This window comes from Bradyrhizobium diazoefficiens, from assembly GCF_016616235.1.
GTDB classification, from domain to species: Bacteria; Pseudomonadota; Alphaproteobacteria; order Rhizobiales; family Xanthobacteraceae; genus Bradyrhizobium; species Bradyrhizobium diazoefficiens_H.
In genome coordinates, this window is the sequence record NZ_CP067100.1 from 602,694 (window position 1) to 626,555 (window position 23,862).

Genomic DNA, 23,862 nt, shown 5'->3' on the forward strand with positions numbered 1-23,862 from the left:
AAATCGACTGTCGCAAGCGAAGCTCTGTAGCGATCTCAACCTATCGGTTGATGCGTCGAAGTCCCGCGAAGTTACTTTCCGTTCGCGAGCAACGCGTGGAAAGAAGATTGGAATTTTGGAAATGCGGTACACAATTGCGAGCGTGGCGGCCCTCGTGTTCAGCCTTGGCGCTGTATCGAACGCTCCGGCCGCCGACTTGCCGACAAAAGCGCCGTACGGCGTAGCGGACACCGTGTTTTCCTGGTCGGGTATCTATGTCGGATTGCACGCCGGCTACAGCTGGGGTTCGAACCGCTGGACATCGGGCGGGGTGCTCGAGGATCCGACGATTGCCGTGAGTCCGATCAGCCCCACCACCAACAGCGCGCTGGGGGGCGTTCAGGCGGGCGCCAACTACCAGGCGGGCAACTGGGTTGTCGGCTTCGAGTGGGATTTCGCAGCGCTCGGCCACAAAGGCAGCGCCGCGGGAACGCTGACCACGGTTGGCGTCATTCTCCCGACGACCGCAACGTCAAAGATTGATTGGCTCACGCAGTTCACCGGCCGGGCTGGCTTCGCTCTCGACCGCACGCTGCTCTATGTCAAGGGAGGTGTTGCTGCCGGTGAGGCCAAGGACGGCTTCAGTCTTGTATCGCCCATACCGCTCTTCCTCGACTTTGGAACGAAAAGCAACCTTCTGACCGGCTGGATCGGCGGCGCTGGCGTTGAGCATTTCTTTGGACCGAACTGGTCCGGCAAGATCGAATACGACTATGTCGATCTTGGAAACACGACGGAGACTTTCAGCAGCGCGATCGCTGGCGGCACCATCACGGTTCGGCAAACCATCGAGCACAAGCTTCAAATCGTGAAGGTCGGAGCAAACTACAAGTTCTAGCTGGCGCACGGGATCTTTGAAGAGATGGGTGACCTGCAAAACAGCAAGGTGACATGGAAGCGGGCCGCACCTCGCTTCCGCCAAGAGGCCGACTCATCGCTCCGACGATCTGAAGTGCGACGTCGACCGCTTCGTCGGCAATCTCCGCGCAGCGTGATCTCCGATGTGTAGCGTAGCTGACCCAACTGCGACAATTCGCGATCCTCAGGTCATGCTGCCAGGCATGAAGCAGCGGATCATGGGCCGGCCGTTGACGTAATAGGGCCAGACGATGGTGCGGCCGGCGCGGTTCGGCTCGGTGATCACGGTGTCGTCGGGCACCTCGATCCAGGCGCCCTGGAGTCTGACCCGGTAATGCCCGTCGCGCGTGTCCCAATCGACATCGTCGAGGGCGGTGCCGTCGGCATCGGCGCAGCAGGGGCCGCCGGCCTTGCTGTGCAGGCTCTCGAACCAGCCCTTGAGCGGAGAATTGGCGTAGCGACCATCGTCGCGCGCCTGCGCGGGCAGGCCAGTCATGGCGATCGCCACCAGAACGGGGATCATCCTGAAAGTCACGTTCGCCATGTCGCCTCGCTCGATCCGCACACGCGCGCCCGCGCAGACCCAAATCGCCTGCGACGCGCGTGATGCATGTTGACTGACGCCGCCGGCCGGAGTTCCAGCCGTTCCCGCAGGGCGATAACCCCAAAGGGCAAGGTTTGATCCAACTCTTGCGGCGGCCGGAGGTCTCCATCGTCTGGCCAAGGCGCCCGGACGGCCGGGAGAACGAGTCCTTAACCCATCGCACGGTAAGCGTGGCCTCGACTGGCTGCAGTCGCCGGCGTTCGGCGCTCGTCACTGCCCCGCAGGCGCTGTTCTTTCCGCGGTCCCGCGCCTCGTCCGTAGAACCCATTCCGTCATTTCGGGCCGATCGCCGCCATGACCCAACGTCTCCACCTTGACCGCTTGAAGCAGGCCGATCGTATCCTCTGGTCCGTGATTGCGGCCATGGCCGGTTCGGTGTTGCTCGCCGCGATGCTCGGGCCGTTCCAGATCGAATGGATGACATTCTCGAAGCCGGCGCTCGTTGCTTCGCTGCTGGTGCTGGGAAGCTGGTTCTACGCCACCGTCAGAAAAGACGCGGCTCTTGCCGACGCGCTGACCAGTGCCGCGCAGATCATCGCTTTTGCGGCGGTGGCAGCGCCCGTCTCCTACATCTCGGCGAGCGCGGCGTTCCCGCTATGGGATAGCGAGCTCATGGCGCTGGACCGGCGCATGGGGTTCGACTGGATATCGTGGCTCGATGCCATGAATGCCGCACCCTTGCTGCACCGGCTCCTGGCGCTTGCCTATGCGAGCTTCGCCGTGCAGGCGACGGCCATCGTCGTCGTCCTGGCTGCGGCAGGACATGCGCTGCGATTGCGCGTCTTCATGCTGAGCTTCGCGCTGACGACGCTTGTGACGATCGGCGTGTCGACCGTGATGCCGGCGCAAGGCGTCTGGGGTCATCTGCATCTGTCCGCGGTCAATTCTCCCGCCATCGTGCCGGTGACCCGGGATCTGCCGCTTCCGGTGTTCTTTGGATTGCGCGATGGAACGTTCATGCATCTGGTCGCCGAGGGCGCCGAGGGCATCATCAGCTTCCCGAGCCTGCATGCCGCGCTCGGGCTGCTCTTCCTGCTGGCGCTGTGGCGGGTCAAATATGTCGGCTGGATCGCGACCTTGCTCAACGTCGCGATGATCGCGGCAACGCCGGTGGACGGAAGTCATTACTTTTCCGACGTGGCCGCGGGTCTCGCCATCGCGCTTGTGAGCTGGATCGCGGTCCGGCACGCGCTCACCCGCATGACGGGTGAACGGATTGAAGCCGGCGGCGAAGTATGTCTGCCCCCGGTCGGTGCGTACGAAAAAGCCGACGCGCTCCGTCAGGCTTCATAGAACGGCCGTCAAGGCGCGAAGCTGGCTGGAGCCGCTACCGGTCCAGGATCTCGCGGATCCGCAATGCCAGCTTGGCCTGAGTGATCGGCTTTTCGAGGAGATCGACGCCTTCGTCTAGCCGTCCTTGATGAACCACCGCATTTCGAGAATATCCGGTCATGTAGAGAATCTTGAGATGCGGCCGGATTTGCTGCGCGCGCCGGCCCAATTCCCGGCCATTGAGGCCGGGCATCACCACATCGGTCAGTAGCAGATCGACCTGCTGATCCTGGAGCAGGATGGTCAGCGCAGCCTGAGCGCTGCCGGCGGAGACCACCCAGTAGTTGAGGTCGCGCAGGACATCGGAAATATAGGCCCGGAGGTCGGCATCGTCCTCGACGACGAGAATGGCTTCTACGGCCTCGCCTTCGGCGATGAACTCTTCCTCGCTGTCGGGGGCCGGCCGCTCGTGGCCGTGGTAGCGGGGAAAATACATCCTGATGCTCGTTCCTTCGCCGAGCTCGCTATAGATTTTTACATGTCCTCCCGACTGCTTGACGAAACCGTAGACCTGACTGAGACCAAGGCCGGTGCCTTGTCCGGGCTCCTTCGTGGTGAAGAAGGGTTCGAAGGCGTGATTGAGGACTTCAGGGCTCATGCCGGTGCCCGTGTCGCTCACGCAAATGACGACATATTGTCCGGGCAGAACTTCCGGGTTGACGCGGGAATAGTCCTCATCGGCCGCGACGTTCGCCGCCTCGACGGTGAGCTTGCCTCCATCCGGCATCGCATCGCGCGCGTTGATGGCGAGATTGACGATCGCCGATTCAAGGTGATTGACGTCCGCTTCGATCTGCCAGAGGCCGGCGCCGCCGACGGCCTGGACCTCGATGCGTTCGCCCAGCGTGCGCTGAAGAAATTCCTGCAGGCCGCCAAGAAAGCTGTTCAGGTTGATCGGCTTGGGATCGAGTGCCTGGCGTCGCGAGAAGGCGAGCAGGCGGCTGGTCAACGCCGCAGCGCGTTGCGCGCCGCGCTTCGCGTTGGCCAATGCGCGGTGAAGATTTGGTCCAGCGAGGTGGCGGCTGCTGCGCTCGGCGTTCTCCAGGTTGCCAAGGACGATCATCAGGAGGTTGTTGAAATCGTGCGCGATGCCGCCGCTGAGCTGTCCGACTGCCTCCAGCTTTTGCGACGCAACGAGCTGTTCCTGGACCCGCTTCAGTTCGTCCTGCGCCAGCTTGCGCTCGGTGAGATCCCGCGTGACCTTGGCGAATCCGATGATTGCCCCGCTCTCGTCCGTGATGCGGTCGATGACGACGGAGGCCCAGAAGCGCGTTCCATCCTTGCGCATGCGCCACGCTTCGGCTTCGAATCGCCCCTGCTCGGCAGCCTGCTTCAGCGCCATCTGGGGCACGCCCCTCTCGAGATCCTCGGGCGTGTAGAATGCGCTGAAGTTCCGGCCGATGATCTCCTCGGGAGCATAGCCCTTGATGCGCTGGGCGCCCGCATTCCAGGTTGCCACGTGGCCGGACGCGTCGAGCTGGAAAATCGCGTAGTCGACCACGGCTTCGACGAGCCGCCGGTACCGTCGCTCGCTTTCCAGCAGCTCATTATGCGCCTGTTGGCGTTCCGTGATATCGCGGGTCACCTTGGCGAAGCCGACGAGCCGGCCTTCCTCGTCGCGGATCGCATCGAGAACGACGAGCGCCCAGAAACGGCTGCCGTCCTTGCGTACCCGCCACCCTTCGGAAGCGAAGCGGCCGGCTTCGCCGGCTGTCGCGATGGCCTTTTGCGGCAGACCCTTCTCGCGGTCCTCGGGCGTATAGAAGATCTCAAACGACTTCCCGATGATCTCGTCCGCGGCGTAGCCCTTGAGGCGTTCGGCACCCTTGTTCCAGGTCCTGATCACGCCATCCGTGTCGAGCATGAAAATCGCGTAATCGACAATGGCATTGATCAGCAATTCAAGGCTGGGGGCGTCACCGACGGTTGTTTTTGTCATCGGTCTGTTTTGCCATGGGCGAAAGCGCGTTGAGAGACGTGCAAGTGCAACCTGCCTGAGCGCGGCTGGTTCCTTGCCGGCCTATGATACGACCATCGTCATGCGGCTGAGAGTATCGTCACGCGGCGCGGGCGATGAAGCGGGGCGCTGAAAGCTTGTCCGGGGGCGTGCGAGCCGGCTGCAATTTCGTCTCTGTCCGGTCGGCCCGTTTGCAATTCGGGCAGACGAACAGATGAGCGATCAGCACCTCCGGCTCGTCCCGGACGAGCTCGGAGCGAAACCATTTCATCTCGATGTGGCAGGTCGGACAGATCGGCGCTTCGAGATGCTCAGTTGCGCTCTTGAGACGGTCGACCATAGGTAACGCCCTCATTTTGCAGCATCATAGTGGAATACCGTCCAGGGCGCCGCATCAAAAATTAGCGGTCGGGGCGAGAACACCCCAATGCCCCCTTCCTGAAAACGGGCGGGCACCGGTGTGGGCAGGCGCGGGACGGTGCTAGGCCGCCGCCGCCTCCTTGGACAGCAACTGCTTCAGCTTTGCCGCCGGCACGGCGGGGCTGAACAGCCAGCCCTGCATCTGGCTGCATCCGAGCTGGCGCAGCACCTCGCGCTGGGCCTCGGTCTCGACGCCTTCGGCCGTCGTCGCCATGTGGCGGGCGGCCGCCATGTGGACCACGGCCTGCACGATCGGCGAGGAGTCCTCGGGCTCGCCGATGTCGCTGATGAAGCTGCGGTCGATCTTGATCTTGTCGAACGGGAAGCGGTGCAGATAGCTCAGCGACGAATAGCCGGTGCCGAAATCGTCAAGCGCGATGCGGACGCCGAGCTCGCGCAGCTGCTGGAGGATCGTGAGCGCCTCCTCGTCGTCGCGGATCAGCACGGTCTCGGTGACCTCGAGCTCGAGCCGGCCGGGTGAGAGCCCCGACTCCGCAAGCGCCGAGGCGACCTTGAGCGCCAGCGTCCTCGAGCGGAACTGCACCGGCGAGACATTGACGGCGATATGGATGTCGCCCGGCCAGCTGGCGGCCTCGAGGCAGGCCTGCCGCAACACCCATTCGCCGATCTCGCCGATCAGGCCGGTCTCTTCCGCGATCGGGATGAAGTCCGCCGGCGAGATCATGCCGCGCTCGGGATGACGCCAGCGCAGCAGCGCCTCGCAGCCGGTGACGATATTGGCCGCGAGATCGACCAGCGGCTGGTAGTGCACCTCGAACTCGCCGCGGCTAAGCGCCTGGCGCAGATCGAGCTCGATCTGGCGGCGCTGCCGCGCCTTGGCGTCGTATTCGGAGATGAAGATGCGGAAGGTACCGCGGCCCTCGGTCTTGGCGGCATACATCGCAAGATCGGCGCGCTTGAGCAGATCGTCGAGATTGTCGCCATGGTCGGGCGCGATCGCGATGCCGATGCTGGCATCGGTCGAGATTTCCTGGCCCTTGCAGTCCACCGGCATGCGCAGCGACTTCAGGATGGTGTCCGCCAGCGCCGTCAGCTCGGCCTGGTCGCAGGTGTCGGCCTTGACGATGGCGAATTCGTCGCCGCCGAGCCGGGCAACGAGGTCGTTGGCGCTGACGCAGGCGCGCAGGCGGTGCGCTACCTGGCGCAGCAGCTCGTCGCCGACCTCATGGCCAAGCGAATCGTTGACGCCCTTGAACTCGTCGACGTCGATATAGAGGATCGCGAACGGCTTGCCGTGGCCGAGCTCCGCGATGCGGCGCTCCAGATGGCCGCGCATCAGCACGCGGTTGGGCAGGTCGGTCAGCGCGTCGTAATGCGCCATATGCGCGATGCGCTCGTCGGCGCGGATGCGCTCGGTGACGTCGTCATGGGTGGCAAGCCAGCCGCCGGCCGCGCCGGGCTGGTTCTTGATCTCGATCAGGCGACCGTCGGCAGTCTCGACGATGGTGCTCTGGGTGCGGCCGACATGGTGCAGGATGTCGTCGCAATAGGCATCGACGTCGCCATGGAACGAGCCGGTGTCGTGGCGGTGCTGGATCACGTCGCGGAAATAGGCGCCGGGCTTCACCACGTCGGTGGACAGGCCATACATCTCGACATAGCGCCGGTTGCAGACGATCAGCCGCTGGTCCTGATCGAACATCAGCAGGCCCTGGGTCATGGTGTTCATCGCGGTGTCGAGCCGCTGCTTCTCCACTGACAGCCGGCTCGTCATCTGGCGGAAGATCAGGAACAGCGTGAGCACGAGCAGGCCGATCGACAGCACGGCCACGAAGACGAAGAATTTGGTCTGGGTGCGCCAGGTCGCGAGCGTCGCATCCAGCGATTTGGTCGCGACCACGACCAGCGGCTCGCCGGTCAGCATGCGCGCGGCGACGATGCGATCCTTGCCGTCGATCGGGCTTGCGAGCCGCGTCGTGACGAAGGTGCGCTCGAACACCGCCATCTGCTCGGGTGAGCCGTTGCGATAGTTCTGCCCGATCATGGAATCGACATGCGGAATGCGTGCGAGCAGCTGGCCGTTCTGATGGTGCATCGCGATCGAGGATTCCTCGCCGAGGCCCGTCGAGGCGAAGAAGGATTCCAGCTGCTCTGGCGTGATCGCGCGCGACACGATGCCGAGGAATTCGCCATGCGGACCGGACACGCGCCGCGCGAACACGATCGCCCGCTCGCTGCCGAACCGGCCGGGCACGACCTCGACCTCTTCCTGCGAGGACGGATCGTTCTTGAGGCGGTTGTAATAGCCGCGGTCGGCGACCGAGACGTCGGCGACCGGCCAGCGCTTCGACGAATTGATCAGGATGCCGTCGGCATCGAATACGTTGGCGCCGGCGACGTCGGACCAGCCGCTGGCCTTGGCACGCAGCACCTCGTGCACCGCGAGCGTGCCCATTTCGCTGCGGAAGACCTCGGGGGATTCGATGCCGTGGCTCTCGAGTTCCGCGATGACGCTTTTCTGGAGCACCGCAAAATCCTCGAACTCGCGGTCGAAATGCCGCGCCAGCAGCCGCACGGAGTTTTCCAGGCTGTCGCGGCCGCTTTCGATCGCATTCTGCCTGAAGCGGTCGACGGTGAGCGCTGTGCCGATGGCCATCGCCACCATCAGCACGACGCCGCCGACGATCAGCCACGTCAGCGGTGCTCCCTGCCAACGGCGAAGCAACGCGCGCATCCGCGCGCTCCATCGAATTGATGTGCCCATCCAGCTCTCCCGTGGAATGCAAGATGCAGCAAAACCGACAAGGGCGGGTTACCAGTGAAGGTTAGGAAAGTATGAATCGGAGCGGAATCAGGGGCTTGGTTCCGCGCCCGGTATCGTTAGGCGCACAAGCCCGGGCATGACGATCTCGTGCAGACAGTGAAATCTCACCGCTTGATCTCCCAGTTCAGCGCCTTGGCGTTCTCCTTGGCGAACATCGCGGGGACGTCGAACTTGCCGCTCTTGAGGTCATAACGGCATTTCCAGTCGGCGAGACCCTTCACGGCGACGTTCTTTGGATGCTTGTCCATTTCGCCCGACAGCGAGATCAGGAGATAGCGGTTGTTCGGCCAGTCCACGCCGAGCCAGCGATAGGCCTCTTCGGTGCCCTTCATCAGATTGGCCGAGATGTGGTAGTCGAGCTTCATGGTCCTCGTGTCGGGCCGGCTGTGGAAATAGGCCCAGGCCAGATCGCTGAGCGACGTCTTGGTCGCACTCACGAAAGTTCCGTTTTCGGCACGGTAGAGAAACAGGTCCTGCTCGCCCGAGCCGGTCTTCTGCATCCGCACCAGCCATTGCGAGTCGGCGGTGAAGCGGAAGAAGGCCGGATAGGCCTGCTCGGGCTTCAGCTCGGTCATCTCTTCGCCGCGCCGCGCCCAGACCTGCCATTTGACGCCGAAAAGGTCTTCACTGTCCTTCATGTACTGCTCGAGCCTGGTGGCGCCGTCGGGCGAGGTGAAGGCCAGATCGGCATCGTCGGTAAGGACGAATCCCGGCGGCGGCCCGGATGCGGCGCGGGCGGGGGCGGCGGCGAGCAGCAGGGCAAGCGCCAGCCACGGCGCGGGACGGCAAAATCCGGTCACGGGAAAATCCTTGAAATAAATGCCGCGCTGCGGCCTTGCGCGTTGGACTCCGGAGGGGCAGCGCCGGTTCATCCGAAATCGCGATCCTCCTATCGACCGTCTTGCTGCCGGAGCCAAATCGGCGCAATTTGCGCCGACCGGCTGTTTTGCGATCCAGGGTTTTTTTCGTGATGATCACCGCGACCAAGGCCTTCATTGCATTCTGTCTGCTCGCGCTGGTCGGCACCGTCCTGGTGATCGGCCCGACCGAGCTGCGCCGGCTGCTGCCGGGAGCGAAAACCGAGGCCGCCGCCAAGCCCGAGGCCAAGGTCGAAGCCAAAGCCGATGCCAAGCCGGACGAGCCAAAGCTTGCCGCCACTGCGCCGCCTGCGGCCCCAAGCCCGGCGCCGAAGGCCGATGCGCTGGCCGAGACGCAGAAGCAGATCGCGGCACTCGGCGATGTCGCCCCGCCCAGTCCGCCGGCACCCGCGGCCGATGCCGGCCCGCGGTTCGACGTCGCACGCGTCGACGATCACGGCGAGGCGGCGGTGATCGCGGGGCAGGCCGCGCCGGGTGCCACGGTCGAGCTGCTGCGCGACGGCAAGCCGCTCGATAGCGTGGTGGCCGATGCGTCGGGCCAGTTCGTGATGACCCCGCCAAAACTTCCCGCCGGCTCCTACGAACTGACCCTGCGGGCGAAAGCGCCTGACGGCACCGTCGCGCAGTCCGCCCGCACCATGCCGGTGACCGTCGCCGAAGCCGCGCCACCGCTCCCGGCCGCCGCCCGGCAGGAGCCGAAGCAGGCTGAGAAGCCCGACGACAAGTTGGATATCGTGGCGTCCCTGCCATCGCCGCACCTCGCTTCGGTATCGGACAAGCCCGCGGCCCATCCCCGCCTGATGGGCCCGGCGAAGCCAAAGGGCCCGTCGAAGCTCATGGCGCATGCGCCGGCCGCGGCCACGGCGGTCGCATCGGCCTCGCCGGCGGAGGTCTTCAACACTGCGCCGGCCGAAGCGGGCGGCAGCCGGGTGATCTCACGCGGCGACAGCCTGTGGACGCTCAGCCGCCTCGCTTACGGGGACGGCGCCCGCTACGCCGTGATCTTCAACGCCAACCGCGGCAAGATCCACAACCCCAACCTGATCTATCCCGGCCAGACCCTTGTACTGCCGCAAAAGGCGCAATGAGGTTTTCTGCGACGCTTTGACCGGTGCGGCTGCGGAACCTTTGGTTCCGCTCTGAGTCATCTCCCTGCCGCGCGTTGCGCGCCTGGCGCTGAAGGAGGGCCAAGAATTGGTCAACTCAGTGGTCGATTCCGCGATCATGCGGGGTTCGCGCATGGGACTGGCGCTGGCGGGCGCAACCCTCGTGGTTCTGGCAGCGCTGCTGCCGACCAGGGCGGAAGCACAGTTCGGCATTCGCGGCGGGCCGCTTGGCGTCGCGCGCTTCGCGGTCGGTCATGTCATCGGCATGTCGCGGCTGCGCCACGCCCGGATGGCGGTGCGCGGCGGCCGGTACCGCTCCGCCGCGCTGCGCTCGCAAGATCCCCGCGGTGCCGAGCGCTGGCAGCCGCCCAATCCCTACATTTTGCGCGCTGCGCTGACGGCACAGGCCGCGCTGTCGGGCTGGCACGGCGGCCGCAGCCCGCAGGGCTGGTGGCGCCATCCCGACGGCAGCTATGGCTGGGTCGGCCCGGTGTTCTGGCCCTACGCCCATGATGACCTCACCACCGCAGTGATCCTCGGCGACACCACCAGTCTGTCGCTTTACGGCTATGGCGACATCTATGCCGCGATCTTCGCGCCTTATGCGGCGGCCGAGCTCGCCGCCTATGCCTCACCGCAGGTCAGGCGCGGACGAAAGGTCCCGACCCTGGAGGGTGTCTGCGACGCCAGCGACACCGGCGGCTTCCCCGTCGACCGCATCGCCGCTGCCGTGCAGCCGAACGAAGTGCAGCGCGCAGCGCTGGACGAGCTCGCGACCGCCTGGCTCTCGGCGCGCGATACCATCCGCGCCGCCTGTCCGACGCAGGCCCCGGTGAATGCATCGGACCGGCTCGGCCTGATGCAGACGCGCCTGGAGGCGATGATCAAGGCGACGGATGCGCTCGCGCCGCCGCTGGCAAAATTCCAGGATCTCCTCGACGACGGCCAGAAGGCGAAGCTCGAGGCGCTGGCCAATGAGCGCCGCGCCGCGCTTGCGGCCAGCCAGCGCAAGAACGAACAGAAGAACGCCCAGAAGGACGCACCGGCGGCCTCCTGCGATGTGGACAACGATCCGCGCTATGATGTGCAGGCCCAGCGCCAGTACGAGCAGCTGGTGCAGCAGCAATGGCCCGCCGCCGACATCGCCGCGACGCTCAAGCTCGACGACACCGGCCGTGCCCGCCTCGACGTGCTCCAGGACACCACGCTGCGCACCCTGGAGACGCTGAGCCCGTGCGCCGTGAGGGAGACAGCAGCGACCCCGCAGGCCCGCCTCGCAGAGGTGAAGGGCCGGCTGGAGACGATGCTGCAAGCGGTGAAGGGCGTTGCGGATGCGCTCGATGATTTCGAGGCGGATCTGAGCGACGAGCAAAAAGCGGCCTTCGAGGCGATCGGGCCGAATCGGGGGGTGTGATCGGCAGCTCACGCGCGCTCCGGTCGGGTCGGAGCTCCCGCGCGAAATAAATTGGTTGCATCAGTGCGCGCCGAAGACGCGCATCACCGCTCCCGGAGAGAGAGGTCGGATCCCATCGAAGATGCGAGCCGGGTGAGGGGCTTAGCTCCATCGAATGCGGATTGAATGATTATGCGCCGTGAGCGCGCAATGACCCACTATTCTCCACAGTATTGGCGCCGTTCGAAAGCATCGCTTCGCTTCCCCTGAACTGTTTGATATTGCAACTTTCAGCGGCAGCTATGCGAGGCAGGGAATGCTCACGGGTGAACTCCGGTCCAAGATCGACAACGTCTGGAATGCCTTCTGGGCGGGCGGCATCGCCAACCCGCTGGAGGTGATCGAGCAGATCACCTATCTCCTCTTCATCCGCGGCCTCGACGACGCGCATACGCTTGCTGAGCGTAAGGCGACGCGCACGAACAAGCCGATTGAGCGCACGATCTTTCCGAAAGGAAAGGACGGTATCGGCAAGAGTGGAGGCGTGGCCTATGAGGATATGCGCTGGTCGCGGTTGAAGAACCGCGATCCCGCGACGATGTACACGATCGTCTCAGAGCACGTCTTCCCGTTCCTGCGCACCATGGCGGAGGAGGGCACCGCGCACGCCACCCACATGAAGGGTGCGCGCTTCACCATTCCGACGCCGGCGTTGCTGGCGAAGGTGGTCGACTTGCTCGCCGACATCCCCATGGAGGATCGCGATACCAAAGGCGACCTCTACGAATACATGCTCGGCAAGATTGCGAGCGCCGGCCAGAACGGCCAGTTCCGCACCCCGCGCCACATCATCGCGCTGATGGTGGAGATGATGGCCCCTAACCCGAAAGACGTGATCTGCGATCCCGCCTGCGGCACGTGCGGCTTCCTGGTCGCATCAGGCGAATATCTCCGCGACAATCACCCAAAGCTCTTCCACGACAAGGCAAGCCGCGACCATTTCAATGAGGAGATGTTCCACGGCTTTGATTTCGACAGCACGATGCTGCGCATCGGCTCGATGAACATGACGCTGCACGGTGTCGAGGATCCCGACATCCGCTACAAGGATTCGCTGTCGCAGGAGCACGCCGGCGACGAAGATCGCTACAGCCTCGTGCTCGCCAATCCGCCGTTCGCGGGATCACTGGACTACGAGACGACGGCAAAGGACTTGCTTGCGTTCGTCAAGACCAAGAAGACCGAACTCCTGTTCATGGCGCTGTTTCTCAAGCTCCTGAAGCCCGGCGGGCGCGCGGCGGTGATCGTGCCGGATGGCGTGCTATTCGGCTCCTCGACTGCGCACAAGGCTATCCGCAAGATGCTGGTTGAGGATCACCGGCTCGACGGCATCGTCAAGCTTCCGTCGGGCGTATTCCGGCCCTATGCAGGCGTCTCCACCGCGATCGTGCTGTTCACCAAGACCAATTCCGGTGGTACCGAATACGTCTGGTTCTACGATTGCCAGGCGGACGGATTTTCGCTGGACGATAAGCGCAATCCGTTGTTGTCGGCGGAGAAGATCGGACCCAAGGCGAAGCTCGATGGCGATGAGGAAGCGAAGAACAATCTTCCCGACGTTGCCGCGCGCTGGAAGCAACGTTCCGACGCCGAGCGCGATCGGTTGCGCACGGCGCAGAGCTTTTGTGTGCCCAAGGCGGAGATCGCCGCGGCAGGCTACGATCTTTCGCTTAATCGCTACAAGGAAGTCGCGAATGAGGCGACGGAGCACCGGCGGCCGGAGGAGATCATTGCCGAGTTGAAGAACATAGAGAAGGAGATCGCGGCAGGTCTCGCTGAGTTGGAGGCGATGCTGTGAATGCACCTCTTTTACCCCCGGAGGTGCCACTTGGTGAAGTTGCTGACTTCATTAACGGCTACGCGTTTAAGCCTGAGGATTGGAGCATCGAAGGCCTTCCTATCGTCCGTATCCAAAATTTGACGGGATTCGGCACCGAATTTAATCGAACTCAACTGGAAGTGCCGCGAAAATACCGGATCAATCGGGGTGACCTTCTCGTTTCATGGTCAGCAAGCCTCGGGGTGTTTCGATGGCAAGGACCCGAAGCGGTCGTGAACCAGCACATTTTCAAAGTTGTCCCTAACCTTAAGAAGATTGATCTTGATTATTTGCGCCATGCAATCGATGCGTCGATCCACGAGATGGAACGATTCACGCATGGCTCGACCATGAAGCACATCAATCGAAAGGAGTTTCTTGATCATCGCATCCCTCTTCCTTCCCTCAATGAGCAGCGGCGGATTGCGGCGATCTTGGACAAGGCGGATGCGCTAAGTCGCAAGCGCCAAGAATCTATCGAGTATCTGCGAGAACTTAGAAGCGCGCTATATCTGAGCACTTTTGGCGATCCGGTCCAGAACGAGCGAAAGTGGACTGCTGTAACGTTGGGCGGTGCACTCGATGCGGGGTATATTCGAGAGGTTCAGGATGGAAATCACGGCGAGCGGCATCCAAAGGTCACGGATTTTGTAGCGACTGGAATCCCATTCATAACGGCAAATTGCCTTAGAGATGGTAGGTTGAATATCGAAAATGCTTACAAACTAGATGCAGTGTGGCTTTCAAAACTCCGAGTGGGATTCGCCCAACCGGGAGACTTATTGCTTTCTCACAAGGGCACGGTGGGCGAAGTAGCCATAGTGCCGCCAAACGTCGGTCCTGTGATCCTCTCCCCTCAAGTTACATATTACCGCCTAGGTCCGGAATTGGATGCGCGCTTTCTGCTAGGGTCGTTTGAAAGTAAATCCTTTCAGACGCTTCTTGGTTTCGCAGCAGAGCAATCCACACGGGCTTACATCGGTATCACGAGGCAGCGTGAACTGTCGACAATTCTGCCGCCATTGGCCCTACAGAAGGAATTCTCTAAGGTCGCTGGGTGGGTCGACAATTCTATTGCACGGTATCGCTCGCACCTCGTGCAGCTTGAGGAGCTCTTCTCCTCCCTCCAGCATCGCGCCTTTTCCGGGCAGCTCTGACCATGCAGTTCGAGTTCGATTGGGACCCGGTCAAGGCGGAGAGCAATCGGCGCAAGCATGGGGTCGCCTTCGAGGCGGCGATGGGCGTTTTCGGCGATCCGCTGGCGCTGTCGCTGCTCGACAAAGAGTCTGGCGAAGGGGAGGAGCGATGGGTTACCATGGGTCGGAACCCGGCTGGCAACCTGCTACTGGTCGTGCATACTTATATCGAGCTATCCGCGGATAGAGCTTCGATCCGCATCATCTCGGCACGCCAGCCGACCCGCCGCGAGATCAGGTCTTACGAAGAAGGTGATCGGTGATCCCATGAAGGACGAGTACGATTTCTCGACCGCCAAGCGCGGTAAGTTCTTCCGGACAGGCGCGCGCCTCGTGCCGCCCGTTCATCTGGAGCCTGACGTTCTGGCCTATCTATCGGACCTTGCCGTCACCCAGGGAACTTCGCTGAACGATCTCGTGAACACCCTTCTCAAGGAAGACATCGAGCGCATCGACGCCACCAAGTGAGGTTGCGGCCGGGGCGAGAAGGCCTCTCCGGGCCGTCATGCCGGCGTCAGCGGTCGCGCCCGTTCGATCCGTTTGCGGGCGCTGGCCGAATGCATCGCTTCCCACAGATCGGTTCGCCGCTGCACGTTCAGCCAGAACTCCGGACTGTTGCCGAACACGCGCGCGAGGATGAGCGCCGTTGCCGCCGAGACGTTGCGGCGGCCGTTGCACAGCTCGTTGACGTGCTTGCGCTGTACGCCCATGGCATCCGCTAGCGCGCCCGGCGTCAGGCCCATCGGCTTCATGAATTCCTCGACCAGGATCTCGCCGATCGAGGCCGGCTTGCGTTTCGTCATCAGCACGGATTCAAGGAAATTGGATCATGGATTGGCGTCGGATCGAACAGCGTACCACGCTATAACGCACCTGCAACAGGTCGCGGGGCTAGGAGATCGCCCCTGGGTTGTCGTATGGTCGATGCGATCACATGATCCGCGCCTCCGGCGTGACGTCCTGGTCTGGCGTTGAGGGGCGCCGCTGCCATATGTCCAACTTCACCTTCCTTGCCGACGAATTCCCGGCCGTTCACGAGGCCGCTCTGGAAGCGGAGCGTCAGGCGGCGGTGTCGCCGACGGCGGCGGCGTTCTTTGCCGGCAAGACGGTCGAGGTCGCCGTGAAATGGGCGTTCCGCAACGACCCCGGCCTCAAGCTGCCCTATCAGGACAATATCTCGGCCCTGCTGCATGAGCCGAGTTTCCGCCGCGCCGCCGGCGAAGCCGTGTTCGCCAAGGCGCGCTACATCAATACGCTGCGCAACCGCGCCGTCCACGAGGAAAAGCGCATCAGCGCGGGCGACGCGGCCGGCGCGGTCACCGAGCTGTTTCACGTCTGCTTCTGGTTCGCGCGGACCTATGCGCGCAAGCAGAAGCCGGTCGACGGGCTCGCCTTCGATCCGTCCGTGCTGTCGCGCCGCGACGAGGCGCTGAAGAAGGCCTTCAGCCACATCAAGGCGCAGCAGGCCGCGCTCGATGCCAAAAATGGCGAACTGACGAAGCTTCTGCTCGACAAGCAGAACCTCGATGAGGAGCTGAAAAAGGCGCGGGCCGAGGTTGCCGCGGCCCGCAAGGCGGCGGAGGCGCGGCCTGACCGGCACGATTACAACGAAGCCGAGACCCGCGACCGCTATATTGACCTGCTGCTGCGCGAAGCCGGCTGGGCGCTCGACAGGCCCGAGGATGCCGAGTTCCGCGTCGAGGGCATGCCCAACAACGAAGGCGTGGGCTTCGTCGACTACGTGCTGTGGGGCGCGGATGGCAAGCCGCTTGGCCTCGTCGAAGCCAAGCGCACCCGCAAGGATGCGCGTGAGGGCCGCCAGCAAGCCAAGCTCTACGCCGATCGCTTGGAGGCGCAGTTCAGCCAGCGTCCCGTGATATTCTATTCCAACGGCTATGAGCACTGGATCTGGGACGACACGCGTTATCCGCCGCGCCAGATCGGCGGCTTCTACAAGCGCGAGGAGCTGGAGCTGCTGATCCAGCGCAGGACGGCCCGCAAGCAGCTCTCGTCCGAGGCGATCAGCAGCAAGATCGTCGAGCGGCCCTATCAGCACCGTGCGATCCGCGCCATTAACAGGCATTTCGAGCAGGACGGCGAGCGCAAGGCGCTGCTGGTGATGGCGACCGGCTCCGGCAAGACCCGCACCGTCATTGCCCTGGTCGATCTCCTGATGCGCGCGGGCTGGGTCAAGCGCGTGCTGTTCCTGGCGGATCGGGTCGCGCTGGTGAACCAGGCGGCCAGCGCCTTCAAGGCCCATCTGCCGGATGCGGCGCCGGTCAATCTCGTGACCGAGCGCACCAGCGATGGTCGCGTGTTCCTGTCGACCTATCCGACCATGATGAACCTGATCGACGGCAAGCAGGAGGGGAAGGTCAAGTTCGGCCCTGGTCATTTCGACCTCATCGTGATCGACGAGGCGCATCGCTCGGTCTATCAGCGCTTCCGCGCCATCTTCGACTATTTCGATTCCTTCCTCGTCGGCCTCACCGCAACCCCGAAGGACGAGATCGACAAGAACACCTATTCGCTGTTCGACCTGGAGGACGGCGTTCCGACCGACGCCTATACGCTCGACGAGGCCGTCGCCGAGGGCTATCTCGTGCCGCCCAAGGCGATCTCGGTCCCACTCAGGATCGTGCGCTCTGGCCTGCGCTACGACGACCTCAGTCCCGAGGAAAAAGACCAGTGGGATATGCTGGAATGGGGCGAGGACGAAATCCCCGACACCATCGAAGCCGCCGAGGTCAACAAGCGCCTGTTCAACGAGGACACGGTCGATCACGTCATCGCACACCTGATGCAGCACGGCATCAAGGTCGAGGGCGGCGACCGCCTCGGCAAGACCATCATCTTCGCCAAGAACGAGGCGCATGCGCTGTATATCGAGAAGCGCTTCAACGTCGCGTTTCCCGCGCTCGCCGGCCATTTCGCCCGCGTCATCACCTACAAGACCGGCGCTTACGCGCAGACCCTGATCGACGACTTCTCCAACAAGGCGAAGGCGCCGCACATCGCGATCTCCGTCGACATGCTCGACACCGGCATCGACGTGCCCGAAGTGGTCAACCTCGTGTTCTTCAAGCCGGTGCGGTCGAAGACAAAGTTCTGGCAGATGATCGGCCGCGGCACACGGCTGTGTCCCGATCTGTTCGGACCCGGGCAGGACAAGGAGTTCTTCCGCGTCTTCGACTATTGCGAGAACATCGAATTCTTCGGCGCCAATCCTGAATTGAAGGAGGCGAGCGCAGCCAAGTCGCTATCGGAACGTTTGTTCGCAGGCCGGCTCGATCTGGTGCGCGCGCTCGATGACAAGCAGGCTTCAGGTGGCTTCGCCGCAGGCGAGCAATCGGATTATCAGGCAGGGGACGCCGCGCCGCCGAGCGAGACGGAGATACGCGAGGACGCTGCAAAAACCCTGCAAAACGTCGTCCATGGCCTCAACACCGACAGTTTCATTGTCCGCCAGCATCGGCGCGCGGTCGAGAAATACCGCGACCCGCAGGCATGGACTTCGATCAGCGACGACAAGCGCAAGGAACTGGTCGAAGAGGTCGCGCCGCTGCCGTCGGGCCATTCACTCGGAACCGAAGAGGCAAAGCGGTTCGACCTGTTGATGTTCTCGCTGGAGCTCGCGCTACTGAAAGGCTCCAAGCGCTTCGACACCCTGCGCAAGCAACTGATGGAGATCGCCTCCGCGCTCGAGGAACAGACCGGAATTCCGGCGATCGCCCAGCATGCGGCGCTGATCGAGGAGATCCAGACCGATCATTGGTGGGAAGGGGTCACCGTGCCCTTGTTGGAGTTAGTTCGTTTGCGGCTGCGCGACCTGATTCAGCACATCGAGAAATCCCGCAGGGCGATCGTCTATTCCAATTTCACCGACGAGATCGGCGACGGTGTCGAGATCATGTTGCCGCAAATTGGAGAGGCCGATTTCATCCGCTTCAAATCCAAGGCCCGCCATTTCCTGCGCGCGCATCAGGACAACATCGTCCTGCACAAGCTGCGTCAGGGTAAGCCGCTGACCGCCTCCGATCTCACCCAACTCGAAGCCATGTTGCTCGACGCCGGGATCGGCGAGGCAGCCGATATCGCCCGCGCCAGGGAGATCAGCGAAGGCTTTGGCCGCTTCGTGCGCTCTCTGGTGGGATTAGATCGCGCCGCCGTCAGCGAAGCGTTCGGCGAATTCCTGGCGGCCGGCACCGCGACCGCGGCGCAGATCGAATTCATCAACATGGTGATCGAGCACCTGACTGACCAAGGCACGATGGAGCCGTCGCTGCTCTACGAGCCGCCCTTTACCGCGATTGCGCCGACGGGACCCGAGCACCTGTTCGATGAAGCCAAGGTGGTCCGCCTCGTCAGCACGATCCGCGAAATCAACGACAGTGCAGTGGCTTGAGAGCCAAGAGTTCGCCCGATAGGCCTGGGGAACAGAGCATGATGGGATGAGTTCGGCGCTATTGCCCGATCATGCCATCCTGCCAGTGTTTTGCCCGACGTGTCAAAGGTAATTTCGTAAAATCCGTATCGCTTGGAAATTTGCAAGACCAGCCAGAGCCCCGTCTACTGTGCATGGGGTTGTTTTCGCAACTTTTGTCGCCCACTACCCCCGCCGCCTCGCCGCGGCCGCGTCCACCACGTTCTCCACCTCCTCGCGCCAGCTCAAAATCTCCATCGCCAGCACCGGGTGATTGAAGCCCTTGAGCTGGAGATCGTCGAGGGCGCGGGCCTCGACGAAAGGTTCGACCATGCCGTAGACGCGGCGGCTCACCACGATCTGGTTGGCCTTGGCCTCGCCGCAGAGGCGGGAGGCGAGGTTGGTGACGCTGCCGATCGCGGCATATTCCAGCCGCTGCTCAAAGCCGACCTGGCCGAGCGTGGCATAGCCGAGCGCGATGCCGATGCCGAAGCCGAGGCTATGGCCGCGGTTGCGCCAGCGCTCGGTCAAGGGGCCGATGGTGTCGCGCATCTCCACGGCCATCTTCACGGCGCGCTTGGTGTGGTCCTCGAACTGGATCGGCGCGTTGAACAGGATCATCACCCCGTCGCCGGCATATTTGTCGAGCGTGCCCTCGTACTTGAAGATCAGCGTGCCGAGCGCGGCGTGATATTCGCGCAGCACGTTCATCGCCTCTTCCGGCTCGGTCGCCTCCGTGAACGCGGTGAAGCCGCGCAAATCGCAGAACACCACGGTCACCTCGCGGCGCTGGCTGGTCAGCAGCCCCTCGGGGCTGTCGGAGGAGGCGATCAGCTGCGCCACCTGCGGCGCCAGGAAACGCTCGAGCTTGCGGATGCGCTCGATCTCGCCGAGCTGGGTCTCGACGCGCTGCTCCAGCGACTTGTTCCAGTCCTTGAGCTGCTCGGTCTGCTGGCGCAGCTTGTCGGCCTGGGCGCGCACGGTCTCGTTCGCCGCCTCCAGCGCATGGCTCTTGTGGTCGACCTCGGTGAACAGCCGCGCATTGCGCATCGCCAGCACCGCCTGGTTGGCGAAGGTGCGCATCAACCCGATGAGGCTGGCGCCGAATTCGCCGCCGGCGCGGCGCAGCACCACCAGCGCGCCGAGCGTGCCCTGCTGGTCGAGCAGCGGCACCACCAGCACCGAATGGAAGCCGGCTTCGATCGCGGCATCGCGCAGCGGCTGCCCAGGGGCATCGTCGAGATCGGCAATCGCGATCGGCTCGCCGCTTGTGGCGGCATCGCTTAGGATGTTCTCGCCTTCGCGGATGCTGACATGTGCGCCTTCGGCCGATTGATCGATGCCTTCAGCTTCGACCAGATCGAAGCGGCGCGTCTCGGCATCATAGCCGTAGATCAGCACCGCATCGGCATGAGTGATCTCGATCGCGCGGGCCGCGATCGTCGGCAGCACCGCGTTAAGATCGAGCGAGGAGGCGAGCGCGCGGCCGACCTCTTCCAGCACCTTGAGCTCGTTGATCGACTGGGCGAGGTCGCGGGTGCGTTCCTCGACCTTGGCTTCGAGATTGGAATAGGTCTCCTGAAGCTGGCCGGCCATGCGGTTGAACTGGCCGGCGAGATCTTCCAGCTCGTCGGAGGTGTGGACGTCGATGCGGTGGCTGAAATCGCCTTCGCCGAGCCGGTGCGCGCCGTCGCGCAGCGCCGTGATCGGGATGATCATGCGGCGGGCGAGCAGCGTGCCGGCGAGGATCGCGACCATCAGGCCCATGCCGATCAGAAGCGCGATGCGCACCAGCTGGTCGCGGATCGGCATCAAGGCCTGCGTCGTCGGCTGCTCGAACAGCACGCTCCAGCCGAGCTTCGGCACCGTGCTGGCGGCTGACAGCACCGCATGGCCATTGAAGTCGGTGCCCGAGGTGTCGGGCCCGCGGCCGGGTGCGATGGCAGCCGCGACCTGTGGCAGCTTCGACAGATCCTTGCCGATGTCAGGCCCCTTCGACGAGGCCGCCAGCACGCGGCCGCGTGTGTCGACCACATAGGCGAACGCCGCCTTGCCGACCTGGGCGTCGGACAGGAAATCGGAGAGGAAGCCGAGATCGATCTCGGCGACGGTGACGCCGGCGTTGAAGCCGGAATGCGCCACCGAGATCGACATGACCGGCCGCTCGTCGACGAAGTAAGCCGGTGAATAGCTGACGCCGCGCGCGACGGTGTCGGTGAAGCGCATGTCGCGGGAGAGATCGGCATTGCCGCCGGTGCTGGCCGACTGGCGCGAGACGCGCAGCACCTCGCGGCCTTCGCCGTTGAGCTGGAACAGCTGGTTGACGACCGAGACCTGCTGCAGCAGCTGGGCGTAGTCGGCGCGGCGCTTCTCGAGCGTGTCCCGGCTTGCCGTCGTCACCCAGCTGATCTGGCGCTCGAGCTCGGAGACGGATTGCTCCATGCGCCGGGCGGCGCCTTGTGCTTTGTCCTCGAGCCCGTCGATCAGCTGTGTCTTGGTGGCGCGATAGGAGATCCAGGTCTCCATCGCCCCGTTGACGGCGAGCACGAACACGACGAGGCCGACGAGGGAGACGACGTATTTGGCGAACAGGCCCTCGCGCAGAAACCGTGTCTTGTCGTTCGCCCCTGCCATTCCGATCCTCTTGCGCCGCCATCGACGCCGGCGCTGCGGGCCGTACCGGCCCCGGCAGCCTTCTACCACAATTTGGGCCAGAGGGCCGTCCCGCCGCCGGTCGAGCAGCCGGTGTGGTTACCCGCGGCAGGGTAGAGCGGCCGTGAAATGTCGCAGCCTCATCCGTTCGGAGGAAGCAGTGGACGCGACAGCCGATGTAAGGGATGGGCGTGGAGTCGAGGCCCTTGGTCCGCCAATCACCGGTTAAAGAGCTGCCGCAGCACGTCGTTCATCGGTTGACTGTCCTGCTGCGCCGCCGGCGGGGCCTCCGGCGGCGCGGGCGAGGCCTGCGGAGCGGGCGTGGATGGCGTCGCCGGCAGGCTGCGGCTCCGGCCGGCGCCTGTCCCAGTGCCGGCGCCACCGGACAGCCCTTGCTGGATCAGGTTGCCGATCGCTTCGCCGAGCGGTCCGCCGAGCAGATTGTTCTGCCCCGGCTGCTGTCCCTGCGGATTGGCATTGCCGGGCGCGTTGCCGCCACTTGGCGCGGTCGTGCCGCCGAGGCCGAAGCTGTTCAGGATATTGCCGAGCCCGGCGCCATCAGGGCCGAACAGGCCCTTGCCCATCTCGCGCAGCCTGGCGTAGGCGGCGTCGGGATTGTCCAGCATGCCGGCCATATCAGGATAGATCCGCGGCTGCGACCAGGTGCCCTGGATCATCACCGGGATGCCGAAGCCGACTGGCTCGTTGGTGCGGCCCTGGCCTTCGGTGGTCATCACCAGCTTCGGCTCGACGCGGAAGCCCATCATCTTGGTATCGAGTGCAATCGTGCCGGCGCCGGTCACGCGCACCAGCGGCCCGATCAGATTGAGATCGGTCGTCACCGCCTGACCCTTGTCGATGCGGAACGACGCCGAGAGCTGCGACAGGTCGGTACTCTGCTCCTGGCTCTGGTCCTGGTTATCCTGCCAGCCGTTCAGCGTGCCCGACGTCAGCGAGCGGATCATCTGCGCGACGTTGATGCCGCGGATGGCGCCGTCCTGGAAATTGACGAAGGCGGTGCCCTGCATGTTCGCCATCAGCGCGCGCTGGCTGGCGCCGACGCTGCGCAATGCGAGCTTGGCCTGAAGCTTGCCGTCGATGCGGTCGAACTCGGCGAGGCCTTGCAGCAGCGGCAGCGCGCGCACGCCGGCGAGATCGGAATGCATGGCAAAGCTCGGCGTGCCGCTGGTCGCATCCAGGATCACCTCGCCCGAGACCTGGCCGCCATAGGCGCCGAGATTGGCGGTGCTGGCCTTCAGCACGCCGCCGGCGAGCTTGGCATCGAGCGCCAGCGGCGCGAGGCGCGCATCGCCGATCACAGCCTCGTTCGCGGAGATCCTGATCTGCGCATCGACATAGTTCAGCCCGGAGACGTCGATCGGCGCATCGCTCCAGGGTCGCCCGGGCGCGCCGTCCGGCGATTTCGCCAGCGGTATAGCCAGCCGCTGAAAGTCGAGATCGAGCTTGACCAGAGGCTTGCTCGCGATGTCGACCGAAGCCCAGCCGTTGAACGCGCCCTCGCCGAGCGTGCCGTTGATGCCGTTGATCATCACGATATCGCCGTTGAGCCGCATCTCGGCCCGACCGGTGAGCTGGGACTTCAGCACATCGGGCATGTCGATGGCGAAGTCCACCGGGATCGTGGGCCGGTCAGCCGGCGGGGCCGGCGTCGCCGCCTTGATGTCGAACCTGGTCGGGTGCTCGCCGACGCGGGCCGTGCCGGTGATGTCGACCTTGCGGTCGCGGCCGACGACCGCCTCGGCGTTGACGGCACTGATGCGCCCCTCGACACGGTCGCGCACCCGCGCGAATGCGATCTCGCCGTCGGTGACCTTGACGCGGTCGATGGTCGCGCCGTTCGCGTCGAGCGCGAGCGGCTTCGACGACGTGCCGGCATTCGGCAGCCGCTCGCGCAGCAGCGGCTGGTGGAGCACGGGATGGGTGACGATGAGCTCGCTGATTTCAGGACGGCCCGACCATACGCTCGAGAGCGACATGTCAGCCTGCACGCTGTCGACGGTGAGGCGCGTGATGCCGCTGCGGTCCTTGGGGTCGGCAAGCGTGAGATCGTTCAACGTGACGTTCAGCGTCGGCCACACGCTGATCCTGGCGGTGCCATCGATCGACAGGCGATAGCCGGTCGCGCTCTCGACCCGCGAGGCAATCATCGAGGTCAGGAAGCCCGAGGGAACCCCGACCACCAGCAGGAGTGCGATCACGATGATGACGGCGGCCACGGCTGCGCCGGCGAATTTTACTGCTCTCATATCGACTTTCCAGCGACGGACCATCGGCGTCGAAACCGCAGATACGCGTACTTTGCGACCCGTCCTTTGCGCC

At 64.0% G+C, this 23,862-nt stretch carries 17 protein-coding genes; 9 read left to right on the forward strand and 8 right to left on the reverse strand.

Annotated features, from left to right (window positions below):
- Positions 1 to 121: 121 nt before the first annotated feature.
- Entirely contained in the window at positions 122 to 877 is a 756-nt protein-coding gene (locus tag JJB99_RS02840; protein ID WP_200497298.1) for an outer membrane protein, read from the forward strand.
- Between the two features lie 204 nt (positions 878 to 1,081).
- Here JJB99_RS02840 and JJB99_RS02845 read toward each other — a convergent pair whose 3' ends face one another.
- A complete protein-coding gene (locus JJB99_RS02845; RefSeq protein WP_200497299.1) occupies positions 1,082 to 1,441 on the reverse strand; it encodes a hypothetical protein in 360 nt (119 codons plus the stop codon).
- Positions 1,442 to 1,795: 354 nt separating this feature from the next.
- Between JJB99_RS02845 and JJB99_RS02850 the strand changes: the two genes are divergently transcribed.
- Positions 1,796 to 2,794, forward strand: coding sequence for a phosphatase PAP2 family protein (locus JJB99_RS02850; RefSeq protein WP_200497300.1), 999 nt, complete (start codon positions 1,796 to 1,798; stop codon positions 2,792 to 2,794).
- Between the two features lie 34 nt (positions 2,795 to 2,828).
- Here JJB99_RS02850 and JJB99_RS02855 read toward each other — a convergent pair whose 3' ends face one another.
- The 4 genes from JJB99_RS02855 to JJB99_RS02870 form a co-directional block, all read right to left on the reverse strand.
- The gene (locus JJB99_RS02855) at positions 2,829 to 4,772 is read right to left on the reverse strand and encodes a hybrid sensor histidine kinase/response regulator (protein WP_200497301.1); all 1,944 of its coding nucleotides are present in this window, start codon (positions 4,770 to 4,772) and stop codon (positions 2,829 to 2,831) included.
- Positions 4,773 to 4,890: 118 nt separating this feature from the next.
- A complete protein-coding gene (locus tag JJB99_RS02860; RefSeq protein WP_200497302.1) occupies positions 4,891 to 5,130 on the reverse strand; it encodes a hypothetical protein in 240 nt (79 codons plus the stop codon).
- Between the two features lie 141 nt (positions 5,131 to 5,271).
- Complete coding sequence (locus JJB99_RS02865) at positions 5,272 to 7,935, reverse strand: bifunctional diguanylate cyclase/phosphodiesterase (RefSeq protein ID WP_200497303.1); 2,664 nt, start codon at positions 7,933 to 7,935, stop codon at positions 5,272 to 5,274.
- Positions 7,936 to 8,099: 164 nt separating this feature from the next.
- Positions 8,100 to 8,795: a hypothetical protein gene (locus JJB99_RS02870; RefSeq protein WP_200497304.1), complete on the reverse strand. Its 696-nt coding sequence runs from the start codon at positions 8,793 to 8,795 to the stop codon at positions 8,100 to 8,102.
- Between the two features lie 170 nt (positions 8,796 to 8,965).
- Here JJB99_RS02870 and JJB99_RS02875 point away from each other — a divergent pair, with 170 nt between their 5' ends.
- The 6 genes from JJB99_RS02875 (at position 8,966) to JJB99_RS02900 (ending at position 14,915) form a co-directional block, all read left to right on the forward strand.
- Positions 8,966 to 9,961 (forward strand): LysM peptidoglycan-binding domain-containing protein, encoded by a 996-nt coding sequence (locus JJB99_RS02875; RefSeq protein WP_200500022.1) that lies wholly within the window; start codon positions 8,966 to 8,968, stop codon positions 9,959 to 9,961.
- Positions 9,962 to 10,097: 136 nt separating this feature from the next.
- Positions 10,098 to 11,393 (forward strand): Spy/CpxP family protein refolding chaperone, encoded by a 1,296-nt coding sequence (locus JJB99_RS02880; protein WP_200500023.1) that lies wholly within the window; start codon positions 10,098 to 10,100, stop codon positions 11,391 to 11,393.
- Between the two features lie 295 nt (positions 11,394 to 11,688).
- Complete coding sequence (locus tag JJB99_RS02885; protein WP_200497305.1) at positions 11,689 to 13,230, forward strand: type I restriction-modification system subunit M; 1,542 nt, start codon at positions 11,689 to 11,691, stop codon at positions 13,228 to 13,230.
- A complete protein-coding gene (locus tag JJB99_RS02890; protein WP_200497306.1) occupies positions 13,227 to 14,408 on the forward strand; it encodes a restriction endonuclease subunit S in 1,182 nt (393 codons plus the stop codon). The genes JJB99_RS02885 and JJB99_RS02890 overlap by 4 nt, the downstream gene beginning before the upstream one ends.
- A 2-nt stretch (positions 14,409 to 14,410) precedes the next feature.
- The gene (locus tag JJB99_RS02895; RefSeq protein WP_200497307.1) at positions 14,411 to 14,710 is read left to right on the forward strand and encodes a BrnT family toxin; all 300 of its coding nucleotides are present in this window, start codon (positions 14,411 to 14,413) and stop codon (positions 14,708 to 14,710) included.
- 4 nt (positions 14,711 to 14,714) lie between these two features.
- Positions 14,715 to 14,915 carry a hypothetical protein gene (locus JJB99_RS02900; protein WP_200497308.1) on the forward strand — a complete coding sequence of 67 codons (201 nt, stop codon included), beginning with the start codon at positions 14,715 to 14,717 and terminating at the stop codon, positions 14,913 to 14,915.
- Between the two features lie 35 nt (positions 14,916 to 14,950).
- Here JJB99_RS02900 and JJB99_RS02905 read toward each other — a convergent pair whose 3' ends face one another.
- Complete coding sequence (locus tag JJB99_RS02905; protein WP_200497309.1) at positions 14,951 to 15,256, reverse strand: HigA family addiction module antitoxin; 306 nt, start codon at positions 15,254 to 15,256, stop codon at positions 14,951 to 14,953.
- A 125-nt stretch (positions 15,257 to 15,381) separates the two neighbouring features.
- Here JJB99_RS02905 and JJB99_RS02910 point away from each other — a divergent pair, with 125 nt between their 5' ends.
- Positions 15,382 to 18,852 (forward strand): DEAD/DEAH box helicase family protein, encoded by a 3,471-nt coding sequence (locus JJB99_RS02910; protein ID WP_349629004.1) that lies wholly within the window; start codon positions 15,382 to 15,384, stop codon positions 18,850 to 18,852.
- A gap of 204 nt (positions 18,853 to 19,056) precedes the next feature.
- Here the strand turns inward: JJB99_RS02910 and JJB99_RS02915 are convergent, their stop codons facing one another.
- Entirely contained in the window at positions 19,057 to 21,504 is a 2,448-nt protein-coding gene (locus JJB99_RS02915) for an adenylate/guanylate cyclase domain-containing protein (protein ID WP_200497310.1), read from the reverse strand.
- Between the two features lie 236 nt (positions 21,505 to 21,740).
- Positions 21,741 to 23,789, reverse strand: coding sequence for an AsmA family protein (locus JJB99_RS02920; RefSeq protein WP_200497311.1), 2,049 nt, complete (start codon positions 23,787 to 23,789; stop codon positions 21,741 to 21,743).
- Positions 23,790 to 23,862 lie beyond the last annotated feature (73 nt).